Annotated in this window: 22 protein-coding genes, 7 pseudogenes and 1 riboswitch; of the genes and pseudogenes, 24 read left to right on the top strand and 5 right to left on the bottom strand. The window is 52.1% G+C overall.

The window, feature by feature from the left end; translation table 11 throughout:
* Positions 1-45 precede the first annotated feature (45 nt).
* The 9 genes and pseudogenes from rsfS to lipA all read left to right on the top strand — a co-directional run bounded on the left by rsfS (position 46) and on the right by lipA (position 8,808).
* Positions 46-363 carry a ribosome silencing factor gene (gene rsfS, locus JZM30_RS12775; protein ID WP_252319115.1) on the top strand — a complete coding sequence of 106 codons (318 nt, stop codon included), beginning with the start codon at positions 46-48 and terminating at the stop codon, positions 361-363.
* Between the two features lies 1 nt (position 364).
* Positions 365-835 carry a 23S rRNA (pseudouridine(1915)-N(3))-methyltransferase RlmH gene (gene rlmH / locus JZM30_RS12770; RefSeq protein WP_252319113.1) on the top strand — a complete coding sequence of 157 codons (471 nt, stop codon included), beginning with the start codon at positions 365-367 and terminating at the stop codon, positions 833-835.
* Positions 836-869: 34 nt separating this feature from the next.
* Positions 870-2,774 (top strand): peptidoglycan DD-transpeptidase MrdA, encoded by a 1,905-nt coding sequence (gene mrdA, locus JZM30_RS12765; RefSeq protein ID WP_252319111.1) that lies wholly within the window; start codon positions 870-872, stop codon positions 2,772-2,774.
* Positions 2,775-2,782: 8 nt separating this feature from the next.
* The gene (mrdB, locus tag JZM30_RS12760; protein ID WP_252319106.1) at positions 2,783-3,895 is read left to right on the top strand and encodes a peptidoglycan glycosyltransferase MrdB; all 1,113 of its coding nucleotides are present in this window, start codon (positions 2,783-2,785) and stop codon (positions 3,893-3,895) included.
* A 14-nt stretch (positions 3,896-3,909) separates the two neighbouring features.
* A complete protein-coding gene (rlpA, locus tag JZM30_RS12755; RefSeq protein WP_252319102.1) occupies positions 3,910-5,016 on the top strand; it encodes an endolytic peptidoglycan transglycosylase RlpA in 1,107 nt (368 codons plus the stop codon).
* A 167-nt stretch (positions 5,017-5,183) separates the two neighbouring features.
* Positions 5,184-6,426 (top strand): annotated as a pseudogene (dacA, locus tag JZM30_RS12750) (D-alanyl-D-alanine carboxypeptidase DacA).
* 135 nt (positions 6,427-6,561) lie between these two features.
* The gene (ybeD, locus tag JZM30_RS12745) at positions 6,562-6,825 is read left to right on the top strand and encodes a DUF493 family protein YbeD (protein ID WP_252319101.1); all 264 of its coding nucleotides are present in this window, start codon (positions 6,562-6,564) and stop codon (positions 6,823-6,825) included.
* A 114-nt stretch (positions 6,826-6,939) separates the two neighbouring features.
* Positions 6,940-7,629: a lipoyl(octanoyl) transferase LipB gene (lipB, locus tag JZM30_RS12740; protein WP_252319100.1), complete on the top strand. Its 690-nt coding sequence runs from the start codon at positions 6,940-6,942 to the stop codon at positions 7,627-7,629.
* A gap of 213 nt (positions 7,630-7,842) precedes the next feature.
* The gene (gene lipA / locus JZM30_RS12735; RefSeq protein ID WP_252319099.1) at positions 7,843-8,808 is read left to right on the top strand and encodes a lipoyl synthase; all 966 of its coding nucleotides are present in this window, start codon (positions 7,843-7,845) and stop codon (positions 8,806-8,808) included.
* Positions 8,809-8,946: 138 nt separating this feature from the next.
* On the opposite strand, the pseudogene tatA reads toward lipA, so the two are convergent.
* Positions 8,947-9,117: pseudogene (tatA, locus tag JZM30_RS12730) on the bottom strand (Sec-independent protein translocase subunit TatA); the annotation flags it as partial.
* 172 nt (positions 9,118-9,289) lie between these two features.
* A riboswitch (Fluoride riboswitch) is annotated at positions 9,290-9,351 on the top strand.
* Positions 9,352-9,426: 75 nt separating this feature from the next.
* Here tatA and crcB point away from each other — a divergent pair.
* A pseudogene (gene crcB, locus JZM30_RS12725) lies at positions 9,427-9,811 on the top strand (fluoride efflux transporter CrcB).
* 52 nt (positions 9,812-9,863) lie between these two features.
* Here crcB and cspE read toward each other — a convergent pair.
* Positions 9,864-10,073 carry a transcription antiterminator/RNA stability regulator CspE gene (cspE, locus tag JZM30_RS12720; protein WP_252319098.1) on the bottom strand — a complete coding sequence of 70 codons (210 nt, stop codon included), beginning with the start codon at positions 10,071-10,073 and terminating at the stop codon, positions 9,864-9,866.
* Positions 10,074-10,293: 220 nt separating this feature from the next.
* On the opposite strand from cspE, the pseudogene JZM30_RS12715 reads away from it, so the two are divergent.
* Positions 10,294-10,966 (top strand): annotated as a pseudogene (locus JZM30_RS12715) (aspartate/glutamate racemase family protein).
* Between the two features lie 189 nt (positions 10,967-11,155).
* On the opposite strand, the gene JZM30_RS24990 reads toward JZM30_RS12715, so the two are convergent.
* A complete protein-coding gene (locus tag JZM30_RS24990; protein ID WP_498037996.1) occupies positions 11,156-11,218 on the bottom strand; it encodes a protein YpfM in 63 nt (20 codons plus the stop codon).
* Between the two features lie 196 nt (positions 11,219-11,414).
* Here JZM30_RS24990 and JZM30_RS12710 point away from each other — a divergent pair, with 196 nt between their 5' ends.
* From JZM30_RS12710 to JZM30_RS12695, 4 genes and pseudogenes are all read left to right on the top strand, one after another.
* Positions 11,415-11,777, top strand: a complete 363-nt coding sequence (locus JZM30_RS12710; protein WP_252319097.1) for an ArsC family reductase — start codon at positions 11,415-11,417, stop codon at positions 11,775-11,777.
* 1 nt (position 11,778) lies between these two features.
* Entirely contained in the window at positions 11,779-12,906 is a 1,128-nt protein-coding gene (gene dapE / locus JZM30_RS12705; protein ID WP_252319095.1) for a succinyl-diaminopimelate desuccinylase, read from the top strand.
* A pseudogene (locus tag JZM30_RS12700) lies at positions 12,903-13,475 on the top strand (M15 family metallopeptidase). The gene dapE and the pseudogene JZM30_RS12700 overlap by 4 nt, the downstream one beginning before the upstream one ends.
* 2 nt (positions 13,476-13,477) lie before the next feature.
* A complete protein-coding gene (locus JZM30_RS12695; protein ID WP_252319088.1) occupies positions 13,478-13,666 on the top strand; it encodes a YpfN family protein in 189 nt (62 codons plus the stop codon).
* A 49-nt stretch (positions 13,667-13,715) separates the two neighbouring features.
* Here the strand turns inward: JZM30_RS12695 and JZM30_RS12690 are convergent, their stop codons facing one another.
* Positions 13,716-14,555, bottom strand: a complete 840-nt coding sequence (locus JZM30_RS12690; RefSeq protein ID WP_252319087.1) for a LysR family transcriptional regulator — start codon at positions 14,553-14,555, stop codon at positions 13,716-13,718.
* A gap of 476 nt (positions 14,556-15,031) precedes the next feature.
* On the opposite strand from JZM30_RS12690, the gene JZM30_RS12685 reads away from it, so the two are divergent.
* The 9 genes and pseudogenes from JZM30_RS12685 (at position 15,032) to JZM30_RS12645 (ending at position 20,789) form a co-directional block, all read left to right on the top strand.
* Complete coding sequence (locus tag JZM30_RS12685) at positions 15,032-15,301, top strand: hypothetical protein (protein ID WP_252319081.1); 270 nt, start codon at positions 15,032-15,034, stop codon at positions 15,299-15,301.
* On the top strand, positions 15,262-15,966 hold the full coding sequence (locus tag JZM30_RS12680; protein WP_252319079.1) for an SLC13 family permease: 705 nt from the start codon (positions 15,262-15,264) through the stop codon (positions 15,964-15,966). Before JZM30_RS12685 ends, JZM30_RS12680 begins: the two co-directional genes overlap by 40 nt.
* On the top strand, positions 15,960-16,340 hold the full coding sequence (locus tag JZM30_RS12675) for a transporter permease (protein WP_252319077.1): 381 nt from the start codon (positions 15,960-15,962) through the stop codon (positions 16,338-16,340). Before JZM30_RS12680 ends, JZM30_RS12675 begins: the two co-directional genes overlap by 7 nt.
* 49 nt (positions 16,341-16,389) lie before the next feature.
* A pseudogene (locus tag JZM30_RS12670) lies at positions 16,390-17,433 on the top strand (acyclic terpene utilization AtuA family protein).
* Between the two features lie 91 nt (positions 17,434-17,524).
* Complete coding sequence (locus JZM30_RS12665; protein WP_252319075.1) at positions 17,525-17,728, top strand: acyclic terpene utilization AtuA family protein; 204 nt, start codon at positions 17,525-17,527, stop codon at positions 17,726-17,728.
* Entirely contained in the window at positions 17,728-18,027 is a 300-nt protein-coding gene (locus tag JZM30_RS12660; protein WP_252319073.1) for an AtuA-related protein, read from the top strand. The genes JZM30_RS12665 and JZM30_RS12660 overlap by 1 nt, the downstream gene beginning before the upstream one ends.
* Positions 18,028-18,290: 263 nt before the next feature.
* Positions 18,291-18,947 (top strand): acetate CoA-transferase subunit alpha, encoded by a 657-nt coding sequence (gene atoD / locus JZM30_RS12655; protein WP_252319071.1) that lies wholly within the window; start codon positions 18,291-18,293, stop codon positions 18,945-18,947.
* Entirely contained in the window at positions 18,947-19,594 is a 648-nt protein-coding gene (locus JZM30_RS12650) for a 3-oxoacid CoA-transferase subunit B (RefSeq protein WP_252319069.1), read from the top strand. The genes atoD and JZM30_RS12650 overlap by 1 nt, the downstream gene beginning before the upstream one ends.
* Positions 19,595-19,604: 10 nt before the next feature.
* Positions 19,605-20,789 carry an acetyl-CoA C-acetyltransferase gene (locus JZM30_RS12645; protein ID WP_252319068.1) on the top strand — a complete coding sequence of 395 codons (1,185 nt, stop codon included), beginning with the start codon at positions 19,605-19,607 and terminating at the stop codon, positions 20,787-20,789.
* Here JZM30_RS12645 and JZM30_RS24755 read toward each other — a convergent pair.
* Positions 20,756-22,405 (bottom strand): annotated as a pseudogene (locus JZM30_RS24755) (methyl-accepting chemotaxis protein). The gene JZM30_RS12645 and the pseudogene JZM30_RS24755 sit on opposite strands and share 34 nt — an antisense overlap.
* Positions 22,406-22,688: the final 283 nt, after the last annotated feature.

Genomic DNA, 22,688 nt, shown 5'->3' with positions numbered 1-22,688 from the left:
GCCGGAGCACATTTCTCCGGTTGAACAGCCAGGCAGGAGGAACCTTTGCAAGGCCAAGCACTCCAAGATTTTGTTATTGATAAAATAGATGATTTAAAAGGCCAGGATATCGTTGTGCTGAACGTGCGTGGCAAATCCAGCATTACCGACTGCATGATTATCTGCACCGGTACATCCAGCCGCCACGTTTCGTCTATCGCCGACCATGTGGTACAAGTCTCACGCGCTGCCGGAATGATCCCACTGGGTGTTGAGGGTGAGCAAGGTGCTGACTGGGTGGTTGTCGATCTCGGTGATGTTATGGTGCACGTGATGCAGGAAGAGAGCCGTCACCTGTACGAACTGGAAAAACTGTGGAGCTAACATGAGGCTGCAACTGGTCGCCGTTGGCACCAAAATGCCGGACTGGGTGCAGACAGGTTTTTCGGATTATCTGCGACGTTTTCCCAAAGACATGCTCTTCGAGCTCACGGAAATCCCTGCTGGTAAACGGGGAAAGAATGCGGATATCAAACGTATTCTCGAGCGAGAAGGGGAACTGATGCTGGCGGCAGTGGGGAAAGGTAACCGTATTGTGACACTGGATATTCCCGGTACGCCGTGGGAAACGCCGCAGCTTGCCAGCCAATTGGAACGCTGGAAACAGGACGGGCGCGACGTCAGCCTGCTGATTGGCGGCCCGGAAGGGCTGGCCCCCGCTTGCAAAGCGGCGGCGGAGCAAAGCTGGTCGCTATCGCCGTTAACGCTGCCGCACCCGCTGGTGCGCGTATTGGTGGCCGAGAGCCTGTATCGGGCTTGGAGCATCACCACCAATCACCCTTACCATAGAGAGTAAGACTGTACGATAAAACACACGAAATAGTTGCCAGATGAAAACAGAACATAAACCCTTTCGTGATTATTCGGCGGAATCCGCCCTTTTCGTACGTCGTGCTTTAGTGGCGTTCATCGGTATTTTGCTGCTTTCCGGCGTGCTGGTGACCAATTTGTACCATTTGCAAGTGGTGCGCGTTGATGACTACCGCACACGCTCAAACGCAAACCGCATTAAGCTGGTACCCATCGCGCCCAGCCGCGGCATCATTTACGATCGCAACGGTATTCCACTGGCGCTCAACCGCACCATTTACCAGTTGGAACTGGTGCCGGACAAAGTTGATAACCTGCAAGATACGCTGACTACTCTGAAACCCATCGTCAATCTCACTGATGATGATCTGGAAAACTTCGAGAAAAAACGTAAACGCTCACGCCGCTTCACCTCCATTCCGGTCAAAACCGCCTTAAGCGACGTTGATGTCGCCCGTTTTGCCGTCAACCAGTACCGTTTTCCCGGCGTGGAAGTCAAAGGCTATCAACGCCGCTATTACCCGTATGGCTCTGCCCTAACCCATGTCCTCGGCTACGTATCAAAAATCAATGATAAAGACGTAGAGCGACTGAGTAAGGAAGAAAAAATTGCCGATTACGCCGCCGCGCGCGACATCGGAAAACTGGGCATTGAGCGCTATTACGAAGATATTCTGCACGGTAAACCCGGTTATGAAGAGGTGGAAGTCAATAACCGTGGCCGCGTCATCCGTCAACTGCACGAGCAGCCGCCGCAAGCGGGTCAGGATATCTACCTCACCATCGATCTCAACCTGCAAATCTACGTTGAAAAACTGCTGGAAGGCAGTCGGGCAGCGGTGGTGATTATCGATCCACGCGATGGTGGCCTGCGCGCACTGGTTTCCACCCCGAGCTACGATCCCAACCTGTTCGTTGATGGCATCTCGAGCAAAGACTATCGCGCACTGCTTAATGACCCTAACAAACCGCTGATCAACCGCGCCACGCAGGGGCTATATCCTCCGGCTTCAACAGTGAAACCCTACATTGCCGCCTCTGCATTAAGCGCCAATGTGATTACCACCACCACCTCACAGTTCGATCCAGGTTGGTGGCAATTACCGGGCTCAGAAAAACGGTTCCGCGACTGGAAAAAATGGGGCCATAGCCGCTTGAACGTGACCAAATCGCTGGAAGAATCTGCGGATACCTTCTTCTATCAGGTCGCTTATGACATGGGTATCGATCGCCTGGCAGAATGGATGAACAAGTTCGGCTACGGTGAATACACCGGTATCGATCTGGCGGAAGAGCGTTCCGGCAATATGCCCACACGTGAGTGGAAGCAAAAACGCTTCAAACGTCCTTGGTATCAAGGGGACACCATTCCGGTTGGCATAGGTCAAGGCTACTGGATTGCCACGCCGATTCAAATGGCGAAAGCACTGACGACGCTTATCAACGATGGCAACGTGAAAACACCACACCTGCTTTATAGCGCTCGCAATAGCGGCGTCATCGTACCTTATCGTCAGCAAGAAGTGTCACGACTTAGCGATGTGCGTGCCAGCTATTGGGAAATCGCCAAAGACGGGATGTACGGGGTTGCTAACCGTCAGAACGGCACTGCACATAAATTTTTTGCCGATGCGCCCTATAAGATCGCAGCAAAAACCGGTACTGCGCAGGTATTTGGCCTGAAAGAAAATGAGACCTACAATGCGCATAAAATCGCCGAACACCTGCGTGACCACAAACTGTTGACGGCATTTGCCCCCTATAACAACCCCAAAATTGCCATCTCAATCGTTTTGGAGAATGGCGGTGCAGGCCCTGCTATCAGCGCCTTGGTACGCCAGATGCTCGACCACATTATGCTGGGCGATAACAACACCGAATTGCCCGATGCGCCACCCAGCGCACCCGGTTCTGAAAGCGAGTAACCGCCACCATGACTGAAAGCCAACAAAAAAGGTCGATTTGGACCAAGATGCATATCGACCAGCCCTTCCTGCTCTGTATTCTAGCGCTGCTGGGGTATAGCTTATTCGTGATGTGGAGCGCCAGCGGCCAGGATATCGGCATGATGGAGCGTAAAGCGGCACAGATAGCCATTGGTCTTACCGTGATGATCGCCATGGCGCAAATTCCGCCGCGCGCCTACGAAGGCTGGGCACCCTATCTCTATATCGTCTGTGTCATTCTGTTGATCATGGTGGATGTGTTCGGCCAGATAAGTAAAGGCGCACAGCGCTGGCTTGATCTTGGCTTTGTCCGTTTTCAGCCGTCAGAAATTGCCAAAATTGCCGTGCCGTTGATGGTAGCGCGCTTTATCAACCGTGATATGTGCCCACCGTCGCTGAAAAACACCGGGATCGCCCTGGTATTAATCTTTTTGCCGACCTTGCTGGTGGCGGCGCAACCCGACATGGGCACGTCGATTATGGTCGCGGCATCCGGCCTGTTTGTGCTTTTTCTCGCGGGCATGAGCTGGCGACTGATCGCCGTGGCGCTAGTGTTGCTCGCAGCGTTTATTCCCGTGCTCTGGTTCTTTCTGATGCACGATTACCAACGCGCCCGCGTGATGATGCTGCTCGATCCGGAAAGCGATCCGCTGGGGGCTGGTTACCATATTATTCAATCCAAGATTGCTATCGGCTCCGGGGGTTTGTCGGGTAAAGACTGGCTACAAGGCACCCAGTCACAGCTTGAATTTCTGCCCGAACGCCACACCGACTTTATTTTTGCCGTATTGGCAGAGGAGTTGGGGTTGATTGGTGTGCTGGTTCTGATCGCCATGTATCTGTTTGTCATCATGCGTGGTCTGGTAATTGCCGCCAATGCCCAAACCTCGTTTGGTCGGGTGATGGTCGGCGGCCTGATTCTCATTCTGTTTGTCTATGTTTTTGTTAACATCGGTATGGTGAGTGGCATATTGCCCGTGGTCGGGGTGCCGCTCCCGCTTATCAGTTACGGCGGCTCAGCGTTGGTGGTGTTGATGGCAGGGTTTGGCATTGTGATGTCAATCCACACGCACCGTAAGATGCTCTCGAAAAACTTATAAAGTGAGGTAAACACATGCGTAAGGACTGGCTTTGGGTCGGCATCGTCACATTGATGCTTGCAGCCTGTACCACCACGGAAGCCCCGCGCGCGCCGATTACGCCGACCTCGGCTTATAATGGTCCGGTGGAAGAGATTGGCGGAGCCGAGCCGCGCTATGAGCCCTATAATCCGAGCACGTTGCAGAATTACACCATCAAGGGAAAAACCTACAAGGTGATCCAGAACGCGCAGAACTTCTCCGAGGTCAGTCTGGCAACCTGGTACGGCGCTGAAGCCAACGGGAATCGTACATCTATCGGCGAAATCTTCGATCCCAACGCCATTACCGCTGCACACCCCACGCTGCCATTACCCAGCTATGTCCGCGTGACTAACCTGAGCAACGGCCGCCTTCTGGTGGTTCGTGTGAACGATCGCGGCCCGTATACGCCGGGCAGAATTATCGATCTGTCCAAGGCGGCTGGCGATCGCCTCAATATCTCCAACAATACCAAAGTGAAAGTTGAAGCGATCGTGGTCGCGCCGGATGGCACGCTCTCCGGGCCAGGCACTATTGGGACAACCGTCGCTAAAGAGAGTTTTGCCCTGCCCGATCGTCCGAACCTCGGTGCCAGCGGATTGGGTACGCCTGTGATGGAAACCAGTGCGCCAGCAGCCATTGCCAGCAGGCCCGTCAGTAACAACGCCCTCAGTGTGCAAAATAACAGCGACATGCCGGCCAGCAGCACCAGTGCCAGCCCAAGTGGGTTTCTTGGTGCTCCTACAGCCCTGCGTTCTGGCGTATTGGAAGATACACATGCCGCTACGCCTGTGACCAGCGGGCCAGCAACCACAGCAGCGCGCCCGCTTGCCGTGACGCCGGCAGCGACACCGATTGGCAACAGTAACGGGCGCTATCTGGTTCAGGTTGGAGCGCTGAGCGACCCACAGCGTGCGCAAACCTGGCTGAAAAGCCTGATCGAACGCTTCCACGTGACGGGAAAAGTGACACCCAGCAACTGGTTGTATCGCGTTCAGCTTGGCCCTTTTCAAAACCTCCAACAGGCCACTGAACTTCAGCAGCGTTTGGCAACAGAAGCGCAGCAGCACGCCTTTGTCACGGCGGCAGACGCGCAATAATCCTCTCGCGCCCCAGTCCGCCGCATGTTAATGTGCGGTCATGGGGTTGTTACACCATTCTGCTTTAGCAAAATCACGTAACGGAATGTCTGGTGCCGCGCTATGGCGCATCTGCTATAGTACGGCTCGTTTTTTAACTTCACCCCACGGATGTTGTAGTTCCAATCATGAATATTGTTATCACGTCTCGTTTCACCTTAGGTACAGCGCTGGGCACGCTGCTTGCCGTCAGTGTTGCCACAACGGCCCATGCGGAAGACGTCAATCTCAAGACGATGATCCCCGGCGTACCACAAATCGACGCCGAGTCGTACATCCTGATTGATTACAACTCTGGTATCGTACATCCTGATTGATTACAACTCTGGTAAAGTGTTGGCAGAAATGAATGCCGATGCGCGCCGCGATCCCGCAAGTCTGACCAAAATGATGACCAGTTATGTTATCGGTCAGGCGCTGAAATCCGGCAAGATTACCCAGAATGACATCGTAACCGTCGGCAAAGATGCCTGGGCAACCGGAAACCCGACCTTTCAGGGCTCGTCGCTGATGTTCCTGAAACCGGGCGATCGTGTACCGGTTTCACAACTCAGTCGCGGCATCATTCTGCAATCGGGTAATGATGCTTGCGTTGCGATGGCAGATTATGTGGCGGGTAGCCAGGATGCCTTCGTTAGCCTGATGAACAACTATGTGAAAACATTGGGTTTGCAGAACACCAATTTCCAGACCGTGCACGGCTTGGATGCACCGGGGCAACACAGCTCCGCGCGCGATATGGCGCTGATTGGCCAGGCGTTGATTCGCGATGTGCCGGACGAGTACACCATTTATAAAGAAAGAGAGTTCACCTTTAACAACATCAAACAGACCAACCGTAATGGCCTGTTGTGGGACAGCAGCCTGGCTGTCGACGGTATCAAAACCGGCCACACCAATGCGGCAGGCTACAATCTGGTTGCCTCGGCCACTGAAGGTCAAATGCGTTTGATCTCGGTAGTGATGGGCGGGCGCACCTTCAAAGGCCGTGAAACCGAGAGCAAAAAGCTGCTCACCTGGGGTTTCCGTTTCTTTGAAACCGTTGCACCGCTGAAAGCCGGCAAAGAGTTTGCATCCGAGCCCGTCTGGTTCGGTGATAGCGACATGGTTTCCCTGAGCGTGGAAAAAGATGCCTACCTCACCATTCCGCGCGGTCGGATGAAAGATCTGAAAGCCAGCTATGTGCTCAATAACACGGAACTGCACGCACCGATGAGCAAAAACCAGGTGGTTGGTACCATCAACTTCCAACTTGATGGCAAAACCATTGAGCAACGCCCGCTGGTCGTGATGAATGAAGTCAAAGAAGGGGGCATTTTTGGTTGTCTGTTTGACTACATTCGCCTGATGTTCCATCGCTGGTTAGGCTAAGCCCTTGGGTTAACCGTTTTTGGCCCCATATTCAGAGATGATAACTCCCGCTGCGGCGGGAGTTATACTTTATGTTGAACCAAACGCTATTGAACAGCGACGATCAGCATGGGCACAGATCCATCTGGAGAACACATGAAAACCAAACTCAATGAACTGCTCGAATTTCCCTGCTCATTCACCTACCGGGTGATGGGACACGCGCAGCCAGAATTGGTAGACCGCGTTGTCGAAGTGGTGCAACGTCATGCGCCGGGCGACTATAGCCCGCAGGTCAAACCTAGTAGCAAAGGCAATTACCATTCGGTTTCCATTACCATTACCGCCACGCACATTGAGCAAGTCGAAACGCTCTATGAAGAGCTGGGCGCTATCGATATCGTACGCGTTGTACTGTAAGGGCATGACGCCTGCCCGACCGGATAATCGCGGGAAAATGTGTTTCAGCGCTGTTCGCTGGCGCGTCCCGCTACTATAATCGGCTCCATTGTTTTCCTTAACCTGAAGATCACGATGTTGCTACAGGATAAGATCATCGTACGTCAGCTTGGCGTACAACCCTATGAGCCTGTTTCATTGGCGATGCACCAGCTTACCGATTTGCGTGACACGCAAAGCGCGGATGAGCTCTGGTTGGTGCAGCACCTTCCCGTTTTTACCCAAGGTCAAGCTGGCAAGGCAGAGCATCTGCCCACTACCGGCGATATTCCAGTGATTCAAAGCGATCGCGGCGGCCAGGTGACCTATCACGGACCGGGCCAGCAAGTGATGTATGTGCTGGTGGATTTAAAACGCCGAAAAGTGGGCGTGCGGGAACTGGTCACCGCCATTGAAAATACCGTGGTCTATACACTGGCACAGTTCGGTATCACCGCTCATGCCCGCGCTGATGCGCCGGGTGTGTATGTGCAGGAATCTAAAATCTGTTCACTCGGACTACGCATTCGTAAAGGCTGCTCTTTACATGGGCTGGCACTCAACATCAATATGGACCTGACGCCGTTCCTGCGTATTAACCCGTGCGGCTATGCGGGCATGGTAATGACGCAGGTCAGCCAGCACGTACCCGGCGTGGAAGTGGCAGATGTCGCCCAGCTATTGGTCGCGACCTTTATGCAACGGCTTGGCTACACGCAACAAGCGCCACTGGTATGGGATTGGGCCTCTCATGGCGCGCCCGTACCGCGCAGTATATCGGCGTGAAATGGTACAGTTGGGTTTATGCTTATCGGTGCCAAATCACATTCCGTTTACATTATTTATGCATTTGTGCGACGTAAAGGCTGAATGTCAGGCAGCAAAGATGGTATAATTTTTTATAGTTTTTTAAAAAAGTTTAATTAGAAACATAATCCATTGAATCATAGAACTTAAATCATGATTCAACATGTGATTCAGAACTGGAACCTGGCTATCATGAGTAAACCGATTCAGATGGAACGCGGCGTTAAATACCGCGATGCAGACAAAATGGCACTCATCCCGGTACGCACCGTCGTCACTGAGCGGCAGGAGCTACTGCGTAAACCTGAATGGATGAAAATCAAGTTACCTGCCGATTCCAGCCGTATTCAAGGCATCAAGGCGGCCATGCGCAAAAACGGCCTGCATTCTGTCTGTGAAGAAGCTTCCTGCCCGAATCTGGCCGAATGTTTCAACCACGGTACAGCCACCTTCATGATTCTGGGTGCCATTTGTACCCGCCGCTGCCCGTTCTGCGACGTGGCACACGGCCGCCCGGTAACGCCAGATGCCAATGAGCCAGAGAAACTGGCACAGACCATCCATGACATGGGGTTACGCTACGTGGTGATCACCTCCGTAGACCGGGATGACTTGCGTGACGGCGGCGCACAGCACTTCGCAGACTGCATCGCCGCTATCCGCCGTAAAAACCCACATATTCGCATCGAGACGCTGGTGCCCGATTTCCGCGGTCGTATGGATAAGGCGCTGGATATCCTGAACGTGACGCCGCCGGATGTGTTCAACCACAATCTGGAAAACGTACCGCGCCTCTACCGTCAGGTACGCCCTGGTGCCAACTACGAGTGGTCATTGAAGCTACTTGAGAACTTTAAAGTCTCTCACCCTGAAATTCCGACTAAATCCGGCCTGATGGTTGGGCTGGGGGAAACCAATGCAGAGATCGTTGAAGTAATGCGTGACCTGCGCCGCCACGGTGTCACCATGTTGACATTAGGGCAATACTTACAGCCCAGCCGTCATCACCTGCCAGTGAAACGCTATGTGAGTCCGGAAGAGTTCGATGAAATGAAAGCCGAGGCGATGGCGATGGGCTTTACCCACGCAGCCTGCGACCCGTTCGTGCGTTCGTCGTATCACGCCGATCTGCAAGCGAAAGGCATTGAGGTTAAGTAAGCACGTTGGGTGTAACAATATTTAGTTACACATTGACTCTGTTGCTGACGTACTTATCGCAAAAGGGAGGCCAACAGGCCGCCCTTTTTCATTAAGGCGATTAGTCCTTGTTATGACGAATTTCACCGGCAGGCGCTCATCATCTCCTGCAGTGGTCGTTTTCACTGACTGATCGTCATTAATCGCTTTCTTGAACCCTTTGATTGCTGCCCCCAAGTCGCCGCCCAGCGAGCGCAGTTTATTGGTGCCGAACAGCAATACGATCAGCGCGGCAATCGCCAACAGTTTGGCAATGCTAATACCTTCCATCACACACCTACCTGATTACGAATACTGGAATACCAGCGAATAAAAACGATATTTCTTATTTATGCCTTCGACAGCGCGAACACAAAATTCATTTGTAACAAAATTAGACCCTACCGCTGATATGCCTATTGCCAGTGCTTGAATCCAGATACCTATCGCCGCTACACTGTTTTTGTCACATGGAGATGGCATTCCTCCCTAACCGCCCTTTGGGCTGATGATGCCTACGTATGCCTCAGAGCAGGCGCGTAGGGATCTGCCCGCTCTGAATCACTTTCAACGTAAAATAATACACAACACGAGGTCATTATGTGGATGATGTTTCTTGCCGTGTTCATCGGCGGCGGAGCGGGAAGCGTTGCCCGGTGGGCATTGGGAATGCGCTATAACACCACAGCGGTGTCAGTACTGCCTGTGGGTACGCTGATGGCAAACCTGATCGGGGCTTTTGTCATCGGTGGTGCCCTCGCCTATTTTGCCCGTCATGCGGAGTTACCGCCGCATTGGAAACTGCTGATAACGACCGGGCTGTGTGGCGGATTAACCACATTTCCCACCTTATTCGGCGGAGACGTTTCTGTTTATCAACCAGGGCCAGCTCTCAGCGGCTGCCATCAACATTCTGTGTAATCTGGTAGGCTCACTGCTCATGACTGCGCTGGCATTCGCACTGGTCAACTGGCTGGTATCCTGACAACGGAATAAAAAAACCCGCCATAAGGCGGGTTTTCAAGAAATCGGTATTATTAAATAGCGATAACGTTAGCCGCAGATAGGCCTTTAGCACCGTCAGTGATTTCAAACTCTACACGCTGACCTTCAGCCAGAGTTTTGAAGCCATTGCTCATGATTGCAGAGAAGTGTACGAATACATCTTTGCTGCCGTCTTCCGGAGTGATGAAACCAAAACCTTTGGACTCATTGAACCACTTAACGCTACCTTTAATCTTAGACATCAAACTTACCTTTAACATGAATGAAAGACACAAAATGTGTGTCTGATATAGTACAGCAATTAATAACGCATTTGTCCAGTTGAACTTGGATAAAAAGTGATGAAAATCGCTAAATATTCGCTCCGATTTACCAATAGTTTGAAATGAGACACCTTTGTTACCGTTTTCTCCCTACACACTGTGTCGGGCAACCGTAAATTACCCACAGGATAAACGAACAATGAAAACCCTTGGATTGATCGGTGGCATGAGTTGGGAATCCACCGTGCCCTACTACCGCCTCATTAACGAACGCGTTCAACAGCATCTGGCTGCACAGCGTAGATTTTCATGATATCGAGCAACTCCAGGCACAAGGCGCATGGGAGCAGGCGGCACAGCGGCTTTCTGAAATCGCCCTCGGGCTACGTCAGGCAGGCGCAGAAGCGATCGTCATCTGCACCAACACCATGCACAAGGTGGCCGACCAGGTAGGAAGCGCCAGTCAATTACCGGTATTGCATATCGCCGATGCCACTGCCGACAGTCTGAAACAGGTTGGCATGACGCGCGTCGGCTTATTGGGTACTCGCTATACCATGGAGCAGGATTTCTACCGTGGTCGCTTACGAGAGCGCCACGGCATTGATGTCATTATTCCGCAACCCGATCAGCGAGACGAGATCAATCGTGTCATTTACGACGAGTTATGCCGCGGCGTATTGCTCGACCGTTCGCGAGAAGCATTTAACATCATTATCGATAGGCTTGCCCTGCAAGGTGCTGAAGGAGTGATTCTCGGCTGCACCGAAATTCCCCTTTTAATCCATCAATCTGATACAAAAATTCCTCTTTTTGATACCAGCTATCTGCACGCCATTGCTGCAGCAGATTACGCATTAGAAAATAAATAATTGATATGTATTCATAAATTATGTAGTTATTGTTTTAAATCACAATTTCCTGAGTAAAACACTCAAGATTTCCTCATTTTACCCATGAAAAAGGCAGTCAGAGCGTTCTGACTGCCTTTGCATTGGATGGAATGTTGTTCCTGGTTCTGTACTCAAATCTATCAATGGAAAAAACTAGGTAACCGATAATTATTTTTTACGTAGCATTTCTTCAATGAAGTCTTCCCAGTGACGCACTTCTACTTCTATCATCATGTCCCCCTGGTAATTAACTGCGGCCAGTATACGCCCACTTTTTAACCAGCGAAACGTTTTCCTGTCGAATAAAAAGCGAACAAGATCCCATTCTGAGCAGATTGCATAGGTGGATCTCCTCGCCATTTTTCGGCATGCTGCACATCCACCTGCCGCCTTAATGGCCTCCCGATGAGAAAGGACTGTTATCACCATGACGCTGATGATGTACGGTATTAAAAACTGCGATACCATCAAAAAAGCACGACGCTGGCTGGAAGCGCATCAGATTGCCTATCAGTTTAATGATTACCGTGTCGATGGGTTGGATCATACGCAGCTAACCGCCTTTATCCGCCTTGTTGGTGATTGGCAGCCGTTGCTCAATACGCGCGGGACCACCTGGCGACAATTAAGTGACGCAGAGCGCGCCGCCGTCATCGATTCCGAAAGCGCCATTGCGCTGCTGTTTGCCCATCCAGCCTTGATCAAACGCCCGCTGCTGGTGAGCGGAGAGAGCGCCCTATTAGGCTTTAACGCCGAAAGTTACCACGCCTTTACCGCGGAGAAAGAGTGAGATGTCCTGCCCCGTTTTAGAACTTGCACAACAATTGATTAAACGCCCGTCGCTCAGCCCGCGCGATGAAGGGTGTCAGGCACTGCTGATTGAACGTCTGAAAGCGGTGGGCTTTACCATTGAAAAAATGGATTTCGGCGATACCGAGAATGTCTGGGCATGGCGCGGTGAAGGCAAAACGCTGGCGTTTGCCGGGCATACCGATGTGGTTCCGAGCGGTGATGCCAGCCGCTGGCAGCACCCACCGTTTAAACCTACCCTGCGCGATGGCTTTTTGTATGGGCGCGGCGCAGCAGACATGAAAGGGTCAATTGCAGCCATGGTGGTGGCCGCTGAGCGGTTTGTACAAGCTAATCCCCATCATCAGGGCCGCCTGGCGTTTTTGATCACCTCAGATGAAGAAGCCAGTGCGGTGAACGGCACGGTGAAAGTGGTTGAGGCGTTAATGGCACGTAATGAACGCGTGGATTACTGCCTGGTGGGCGAACCCTCCAGCACCACCAAACTGGGCGACGTGGTGAAAAACGGGCGTCGTGGCTCTATTACCGCCAATCTGACGGTACACGGGGTACAAGGCCACGTGGCCTATCCGCATCTGGCCGACAACCCGGTACATCGCGCCATGGAAGCCCTGAATAAATTGGTGGACACCGAATGGGATCAGGGTAATGCTTTTTTTCCTCCCACCAGCATGCAAATTGCCAATATCAATGCGGGCACTGGCAGCAATAACGAGATACCCGGCGAGCTGTTTGTGCAGTTTAATTTCCGCTTCAGCACCGAGTTGACGGACGACGTGATTAAAGCGCGCGTCGCCGCTCTGCTGGATCGCCATCAGCTTAACTACACGCTGAACTGGAATCTCTCCGGCCAACCATTCTTAACACCTCCAGGAGATCTGGTCGATGTCGTAGTGACCGCCGTTGAGCATTACAGCGAAATAACTCCAGAGTTGCTGACCAATGGCGGTACGTCGGATGGGCGATTTATCGCGCAGATGGGCGCACAGGTGGTAGAACTTGGCCCGGTAAACGCCACCATTCATAAAGTGGACGAATGCGTCACCGCTGCGGATCTGCAATTACTAAGCCGTATTTATCAACGCATTATGGAGCAGCTCATCGCATGATGACGCACGCCATGCTCACGGGTTTACAGCAGGCGGCTGCGCGTGATGGTTTTCAGTTACAGCCCGCCAGCACCACATCTGGAATCAAAAATTCAACGGCAAGCGCCCGTTGCTGGATAAAAACAGCCAGCCGCTGGTGGCAGCAACGCTTTCCGTGGCGGAACGCTGTGCCGCGATATTGCGCTGGTCTGCCCTCCCGGGCGCCAGCCGCCATCACTGGGGCACCGAGCTGATATCTACGATCCGTCACGCCTGCCTCAAGGGGCTCGTCTGCAACTGGAGCCATTGGAATAGAGGCGGGCGGCTATTTCGCTGAACTGAACGACTGGCTTACTGCGCATATGGCACAGTTCGATTTTTACCGACCTTTTGCCCACGATCGCGACGGCGTTGCTGTGGAACCCTGGCACATCAGCTACCAGCCCTTGTCCAGACCGGCAGCGAAACAGTTGACACCAGAGGTTATTTGGGAAGCCTGGCAACATGAAGATATCGCGGGAGATACCTGGCTACGCCTGCATCTGCCTGATATTTTTTCCCGCTTTATCATGAATATCGATGAGGATTGAACATGTCCTGGCTGTCTGATTACTGGTGGGTGATTCTGATTATTCTGGTTGGTATGGTGATTAACGGCATGAAAGAACTGAGCCGCCTCGACCATAAACGCTTTCTCAAGAATAAACCGGAGCTGCCTCCGCATAGAGACAACAACGCCGAGTGGGATAAAGAAGATGACTGGCCGGAGAAAAAACCATGATGCGTTTCTCTTCCAGCCAGTTGCCTTCGGACCATTTTTGAACAACTAGTCAGGGTGCTGAGCGAGGGGTGAAACTCTCCGCTTTTTCCAGCAGAAATTCATAGAACTCTTTGGCGCACTGTGACAACTGCCGCTCTTTGTCGGTCACCAGATAGATGCCGCGCGGTAGCGACAGAACGCGAAACGGCACAATCGCGATATCCTTGTGCTGAAACTGAAACAGCGTCAGACCGGTCACAATGCTCACCCCATAGTTGGCTGCGACTAGCCCCATCATGGTGGTCAGTTGGCGCACTTCAAGCACGTAGTTAAAGCTGTGCGGCGCCACTTCGGCAACGTCAACGCTCTGGCGCTGTGCCAGAGGGTGATTGCGGTGACAAATCAGGAAAAACTCATCGGCAAACAACATTCGGGAACTGAACGTGCCCGGAGAAGGCTGACCTGCGGTTAATGCCACATCCGCTCGTCCGTCCAGAATAGCTTTCAGGCAGCGATCCCACTGCGTATCCAACAGCTCAACCTTGATATCAGGATGTGCACGATGGTGCTGTGCCAGCACCTGCGGCAACCATTCAACCGCCATTGAAGGCAACACCGCCAATACAATTTTACCTTTGTATCCGGTGGCGTAAGATTTAATCTCCACGACGGCGTCGTCGTGTGACTGAATGAGTCGGCGAGCAATATCGATAAAGTGAATGCCATTTCCGTTTAACCGCACCTTGCGCGTATCACGGTCGAAAAGGCGATATCCCACCTCATCTTCCAATGCCGCGATCAACGCACTAAAGGCAGGCTGCGACAAGTTTATTTTCTGCGCTGCTCGGGTAAAGTTTCCAGTTTCCGTGAGCGCAATAAATGTCCTCAATTGTTTAATGGATAAGTTCATAACACCTCTATCTGAAATATACCTTACACATCGGTAAAAAATTAACAAACTTTATTTCAATCAAGCGACTTATTTTGTTTTTATGATCACTGCCACAATTATTTAATCTTATTTGACCTTCAGATAAAAGATGCAATTGCTACATTTTGAAGCAAAATCACAACACCTCACCTACGCCTATCGCAAATTATTCTTCGATATCATTTCAAAACAATTAGTTACCCATATATGGGTAATTTTCACCTATTTATTTGATCTGCAAATAGAATAAACCAATTCTGTTTTCAAATGAATCCATTGCCATTATGAGTTAGTCTGATCCAATTCCAAATGATAAAAATAGCGCAGCCAACAATATCTGTTCTGGGCTAGGCGTTGATTTTCATGTTTGTTATAAAAAAACGATATTTTTTAACATAATCGTTAAACCAGCATACATTGTCAACTGCGCACAATAATAAGTAGAGGAGTGCTATATGTTAGCGTTAATCGGGGTGCTCACCATTGCCACCCTATTATTTTTCATTATGACCAAACGAATGTCACCGATGGTGGCATTGATTGTCATTCCGATTGCTGGGGCATTATTGGCCGGAAGCAGTACTGACACAGCAAAATACGTCGTGGACGGGATCACCAAACTGGCACCAATGGCAGCCATGTTTGTGTTTGCCATCTGCTTTTCGGCGTCGTTACCGACGCAGGTATGTTTGATCCTATTATTCGCGGCATCTTACGCATGGTAGGAACCAGCCCGGTAAGGATCATTATCGGTACCGGGGTATTGGCACTGCTGGCACACCTGGACGGCAACGGAGCGGTCACCTTCCTGATCACGGTGCCTGCCATGCTACCGCTGTTTAACAAGCTGGGCATGGACAAACGCATTCTGGTCGGTATTACCGCCCTGAGCGCCGGTGTGAACTTCCTGCCATGGACCGGACCGATGATCCGCGCCTCAGCGGCGTTGAACATTTCTACCCACGACCTGTTTATCCCATTAATCCCTGCGCAAATTTGTGGCCTGGTCTTCATGGTGCTGATGGGCTACTACTGGGGTAAGAAAGAGGAGAAACGCCTTGGCCTGTTGGGCAGTAACCAGCTGGCTGGCGGCTCTGCGTCGTTCAATGCACAAGAACACGTTAAGGAACTGACTGACGAAGAAAAAGCGCTGCGTCGTCCACACATGTTCTGGATTAACATCGCGCTGGTAGTGTGCGTAATTGGCACCATGGTCTTCACCAAAATCTCACCGACGGTGGCCTTTATGGTCGCGCTGATGGTGAACTATCCCAACGTTGAAATGCAGAAAGCGCGTATCAATGCGCACGCCAAAGCAGCACTGATGATGGCCAGTATCCTGTTCGCCGCAGGTGCCTTCACCGGCATCATGGGGGCGCGGGTATGCTGAAAGCCATGTCTGAAGCGGCTGTCGGCTTCGTTCCTCCTGCACTGGCATCTCACATTCCGTTCGTGGTGGGTCTCATCTCTATGCCATTGAGCCTGGTGTTTGACATTGATTCTTATTACTTCGGCATCATGCCCGCTATCGCTCATACCGGCGAAATGTTGGGTGTTCCGGCCATTCAGGTGGCACAGGCTTCCGTACTGGGTCAGATGACCACCGGTTTCCCGGTCAGCCCGTTAACTCCGGCCACGTTCCTGCTGTGCAGCCTGGCAGGCGTCGATTTGGCCGACCACCAGAAATTCTCTATTCCCGTGCTCTGGGCAGCCAGTGTCGTCATGACATTCGCCTGCGTCATCTTTGGTGTGTTCCCGCTCTAAGCGCCAGTACACCGTAATCAGAGCCGTTTTAAATATAGAAGGTAAAGCTATGAAAACTATCCGTATAGGTTCCGGCGCAGGCTATGCCGGCGATCGCATTGAGCCCGCACTTGAGCTCGCACAAAAAGGCGATATCAACTACCTGGTGTTCGAATGCCTGGCAGAGCGCACCATCGCTATCGGCCAAAAACAGAAGCAGCAAAACCCGGAGAAGGGCTACAACGAGCTGCTGGCGGACAGAATGTATGCGGTACTGCCGACCTGTCTGGAAAAAGGTATCAAAATCATCACCAATATGGGTTCTGCCAACCCAACGGCAGCCGGCCAGCGTGTGCTGGAGATCGCCAAAGAACTGGGTGCCAAATAGCTGAAAATTGCTGTGGTGACTGGTGACGACGTGCGCGATGTGTTGATCAAACAAGATGCGCGTCTGGATGAAATCGGCCAGCCGGTTTCTACCTGCGGTAAAGAGATCCTTTCCGCCAATGCCTACATGGGCGCTGATGCCATGGTCAAAGCGCTGCATGATGGTGCTGACATCATTATCGCCGGACGTATTTCTGACCCGTCGCTGTTCCTGGCACCAATGATGTATGAATTCAACTGGGCAGCCTATGATTGGGAACACCTGGGCAAAGGCACCTGCCTTGGTCACCTGCTGGAATGTGCAGGACAGATCACCGGTGGTTACTATGCCGATCCTGGCTTCAAGGACATTCCGCATCTGGAGCGCCTTGGCTTCCCGATCGCGGAAATTGATGAAAACGGCGATGCAGTCATCACCAAAGTTGCCGGTTCTGGCGGCCGGGTATGCGTGGATACCTGCAAAGAGCAGATGCTGTATGAAATCCACCGTCCGGACAGCTATATCACTCCCGATGTTGTGGCCGATTTCACCGGCGTCACCTTCACTCAGGTTGGTGAAGACCGCGTTCGCGTTCAAGGTGCTACGGGCCGCGCCAAAACCGACACATTGAAAGTCTCCGTCGGTTATCAGGACGGCTTTATCGGCGAAGGGGAAATTTCCTACGCAGGACCGGGGGCTGTCGCGCGCGGTCGTCTGGCACTCGACATCGTCAAAGGCCGTTTTTAAGTATGCGGTTTCGCACCCTCAGAAGTGCGTTTCGATTTGATTGGCGTAGACGCGCTGCACGGTGCAGGACGTTCTCAACGCAGCGAACCCTATGAAATGCGCGCGCGTGGCCGCTCGCTGCGCCACCCGCGCACAGGCAGTGAAAGTGGGCAACGAAGTGGAAACGCTGTACACCAATGGCCCTGCGGGCGGCGGTGGTGTCAATAAAGGCGTCAAAGAGATTCTGGCCATGGATTCCACCCTGCTGGCGCGTGCTTTCGTTACCCCAGCGGTTAACTACCTGGAGATCAAATAATGAAACTACGTGAAATCGCTCACTCCCGCACTGGCGAAAAAGGCAATACGTCGAATATCTCCCTGATTGCTTATCGCGCGGAAGATTTTGAAAAAATCAAGGCGGCTGTTACTGCGGAAAAAGTCAAAGCCTGGTTTGCCGATATCGTCACCGGTGACGTCGTCCGCTACGAACTGCCCGCCATTGGCGCACTGAACTTTGTCATGTATGGCGCACTGGGTGGCGGTGTCACCCGTTCACTAGCACTGGATATGCACAGCAAAGGGCTGAGTGCAGCCATTCTGGATATGGATATCTAAGCGATTGCCACGGATTCACCCGTGGTACGGTCAAAAAGATTATACCCTAAATAATTCGAGTTACAGGACAAAACGTTTACGAGTGAACGAAGCCAACGCACCTGTAACTTGAAGTATGACGGGTATATAGGGGCAATGACTATTGCCCCTATATACCCTATTATCCACATAACGACCGTAGAAAATTGCCGCCAATTTTCTACGGGGCGACTTTTGCCTAAAAAACGGTAATGACGCCCTTTGATTGATGGAGTAGCTGAATAATGAAAAACAAAATCATTGATGCCAGTTATTTCCGATCTTTATTAAAAGACGGAATGACAATTATGTTCGGTGGTTTTATGGGTGTCGGAACCCCGGATTTATTGGTAAAAGAAATAATCAAATCCGGCGTCACTGATTTAACCCTGATTGGTAATGACACGGCATTTCCCGACACCGGCGTTGGTCCATTAATTGCCAACGATCAGGTTAAAAAAGTCATCGTTTCGCATATTGGCACCAACCCGGAAACGGGCAAACGCATGATTGCCGAAACTTTGGATGTCGAACTGGTACCACAAGGCACACTGGCAGAACGTATTCGCAGTGGCGGTGCCGGACTGGGTGGTTTTCTCACCCAGACAGGGGTTGGCACCGTGGTGGAAGAAAATAAACAAAAAAATCACCTCGATAATACGACCTATTTATTGGAATTACCGTTAAAAGCTGATCTTGCCATTATTCAGGCAAGCATCGCCGACACCCGTGGAAATCTGATTTATCACCTTACCGCCCGTAATTTTAATCCTCTGATAGCACTTGCCGCAGACAACGTTGTGGCGCAATGCGAGCAGGTTATTCCTGTCGGCCAATTAGCGCCGGAATGCATTGTGACGCCTGCTGCGCTGGTCGATCACCTTTATGTTGGAGAAAAATAATGGACGCGAAATCAATTATTGCTCGCCGCGTCGCGCTCGAGTTAAACGACGGCGACGTTGTGAATTTAGGGATTGGTCTGCCAACTCAGGTAGCCAACTACGTACCCGAAGCCATTGAAGTGACCTTACAATCGGAAAACGGCTTTCTCGGTTTAGGTGCCATTACTGAAATCGATACCAATCCGGTTAACGCAGGTGGACAACCCTGCGGCATGGTACCCGGCGCTGCGATGTTTGACAGCGCCTTCTCGTTCGCTCTGATCCGCGGCGGCCACGTTGACGTGTGCGTACTCGGCGGTTTGCAGGTGGATGAACATGCCAACCTAGCCAACTGGGTGGTGCCCGGCAAAATGGTGCCCGGCATGAGCGGTGCCATGGATCTGGTGGTCGGTGCTAAAAAGGTGATCATTGCGCTGGAACACTGTGCCAAAAACGGTGCCCCTAAACTGCTGCATGAATGTACCTACCCGCTAACCGCTGCCAACAAAGTCAGCATGGTGGTCACCGAACTGGCGGTATTTGAATTTATCGATCAGCAGATGGTACTGCGCGAAATCAGCCCGGATATCACCCTCGACGAACTGCGCCAGAAGACAGAAGCCAACTTCATTGTCTCCGACGACCTGCAACCGTTAAAAGTCCACTAAGGAGACTCTGATGAACACACAAGATTCCGTTGTGATTGTAGGTGCCAAACGTACCGCGATCGGTAAATTCGCGGGCAGTCTGGCCACGACTTCCGCCGTCGAACTGGCAAGCGCCACGATTAAAGATAGCCTGTCATCCCTGCCGCAAGGCCTGAAGATTGATGAAGTGATGCTGGGCAATGTGTTGAGCGCCGGTTTGGGCCAAAACCCGGCGCATCAGGCAGGTCAGGCTGCCGGGCTCGGCATTGAAACGCCTGCCTTTACTGTCAGCAAAGTGTGCGGCTCCGGCCTGAAGGCAGTGGCGCTCGGTGCACAATCCATCGTTGCGGGTGACAATCAGGTCTGTATCGCGGGCGGTATGGAAAACATGAGTGCCGCTCCTTACCTGCTGGAGAAAGCGCGTCAGGGTTACCGCATGGGCGATGGCAAATTAATCGATTCCATGATCAAAGACGGTCTGTTGTGCGCCTTCAATGACTACCATATGGGGATCACCGCCGAGAACATCGCCAAGCAGTACGGCTTTACGCGGGAAGATCAGGATGCTGTCGCTTTCGCGTCGCAGCAAAAAGCAGCCGCCGCACAGGCCAGCGTTCGCTTTGAGGCTGAGATCACCACGATTGCACTGCGCGTGAAAAAAGAGACGCGTATCTTCAATCGGGATGAGTTCGTGCGTGCCGATACCACGCTGGATTCACTGGGAAAACTGCGCCCAGCTTTCCTGCCGGACGGCACCGTCACTGCGGGCAATGCCTCGGGAATCAACGATGCGGCAGCAACGCTGGTGCTGATGCGAGAATCCGAAGCTCGTCAGCAGGGTATCACGCCGCTGGCACGCATTCGCAGTTGGGCTTCAGCCGGTGTTCCGAGCGAAGTGATGGGATTGGGTCCAATTCCTGCGACCCAAAAAGCCTTGCTCAAGGCGGTACTGACCATACAGGATATCGATCTGATCGAAGCCAACGAGGCATTTGCAGCGCAATTCCTCGCCGTACAGCGCGATTTGGGTCTGGACCCGGAAAAAGTTAACGTCAACGGCAGCGCGATTGCTCTGGGCCACCCGATCGGCGCCAGCGGTGCACGAATTCTGGTTACCATGATCCACGCGCTGCGCAGCTACGATAAAACACTGGGGCGGGCAACGCTGTGCATCGGCGGTGGTCAGGGCATCGCACTGATCGTTGAGCGCCTGTAACCGGGCCGCAGCACGCTGCACGGCCCAGTGTTAAGCGGTCTAAAACGCCTCCCAGTTGTGTTCTGACCCACGCCCGTAGGCGTTTTTACCGCTGGCAATAACCCTTGCGTACTGCGTGTAAACGGCTGAGTCGCAGCAGGCGGCACGCTTTTGTTATTGCCAATGTTGAACGCCGACACGGCACCTTGTAAAAAGCCCGCCTGTCCCACTTGATCGATACCACGGCTTTGCTCATCGGATGCCGACGCAATATCACCCATAATATCGGTCACGCGACTCACCGCCGTGACAACTTCCTGCATGGTGTCTCCCGCTTCCCGCACTTGAATCGCCCCGGTGCTGACGCGATTGACCGAATCGTCAATCATGGTTTTGATCTCTTTCGCCGCCTGAGCGCTGCGCCAGCGTGCGCACTTCGCCTGCCACCACGGCAAATCCACAGCCTTGATCGCCTGCTCGCGCCGCCTCCACGGCGGCATTCAGAGCCAGAATATTGGTCTAAAAAGCAATACCATCGATCACGTTGGTGATATCCGCGATTTTTTGCGAACTGTCGGAAATCTGGTTCATCGTGATAACCACATGGCTGACTTTTACACCGCCTTTGTCTGCCGTCTCTGATGCCTCTTTTGCTACCTGCGCCGCCTGCCGCGCACTGTGTGAGTTCTGTTTTACGGTGGCGGTCAACTGTTCCATGCTGGCAGCCGTTTCGCCCAGCGACGCGGCCTGCTGCTCGGTACGCGATGAAAGATCGTTGCTGCCTGCCGAAATCTCGCTGGCACCGGTGTAAATAGACTGTGCGCTGTCACGCCCCGCGCTTACCGTATCAATAATGAGCGCTGCATATGATGCAAACCGGTGGCAAGCTGGCTCATCTCATTTCGTCCTTGAACGTCAATCGACTGCGTCAGATCGCCTTTGGCAATCGCATTGATATGGCGCATCAGCGCATGCAGCTGTTGCAACAGAATACGCTGTAATCCAACCCAGCTGAGCACAATCACCAATACCACCATCAGCGAAATTGCCCCTAATAGCCACAACATCTCCTGGAAAGCACGACGGTTATCGTGCAGTCCATTATCGGCTACCTACGTTTATGCTTCTCGCCATGCCAGATAGTTTTCTTGCATCGCCACGTTGAACGGTGCCGCTCCTTCATGCAGTTTCATTGCCGCCCCGGCCAGCCCACCGGCCAGTGAATTGACAATATCGTTCAGCAGTTTCTGATAAACGACATAGCTTTCCTCCAGCTTTTTGATTAGCGCCGGATCCATCCCCGGCGAAGGAGGAATAGCCTGATAGGCCTTATAGCGGCTTTCGGAACTGGCAATGCGCTCCTTAACCATTTGCAGCAGCGACTGCATCGCGTCTTTATCCGCATTTCCCATCATCATATTTTGAATCATGGTGCCGACGGCAATACGCGTTTGGTTCATCATAATCCAGGCATCGGTAAACGCCGCCACGCTCTGATTCGCACGCTGTGAATCCTGAAACCCTTCTCGGTCATTGACCAGCGCACGCATGGAAAGCGCACCGGTGAGAAATTGTGAAATACCCAGAGTTAAGAGAACAATAATAAGAATGGTCACAACTTTTATACGTTTAAACATATAACACCCTTATTTCCTAAAAGGACGTGACATGTATATACCCTCAATGATTCGTGTCGCACCACTAACGCAGCGGCATTGAAGAACCGACTTTAAATAAGCCAGCGACACGAATACATATGGGTATAGCGGGAAAAACGTCAGACATTATGGTGTGCGTAGTGCACTACCGATGCAATGCAACACATAAGCAGTGCAATAACATCGTCGGCCATTCAACGTTATTTAAATATGGAAAAATTCACTTTTTATATGGACAGGGAAACTACTCGACATGATTTTG

This window comes from Candidatus Symbiopectobacterium endolongispinus, from assembly GCF_018777385.1.
In the GTDB taxonomy this organism is placed as follows: Bacteria; Pseudomonadota; Gammaproteobacteria; order Enterobacterales; family Enterobacteriaceae; genus Symbiopectobacterium; species Symbiopectobacterium endolongispinus.
The sequence above is the reverse complement of the archived record's forward strand: the minus strand, read 5'-3'. Positions and strand labels throughout refer to the sequence as shown.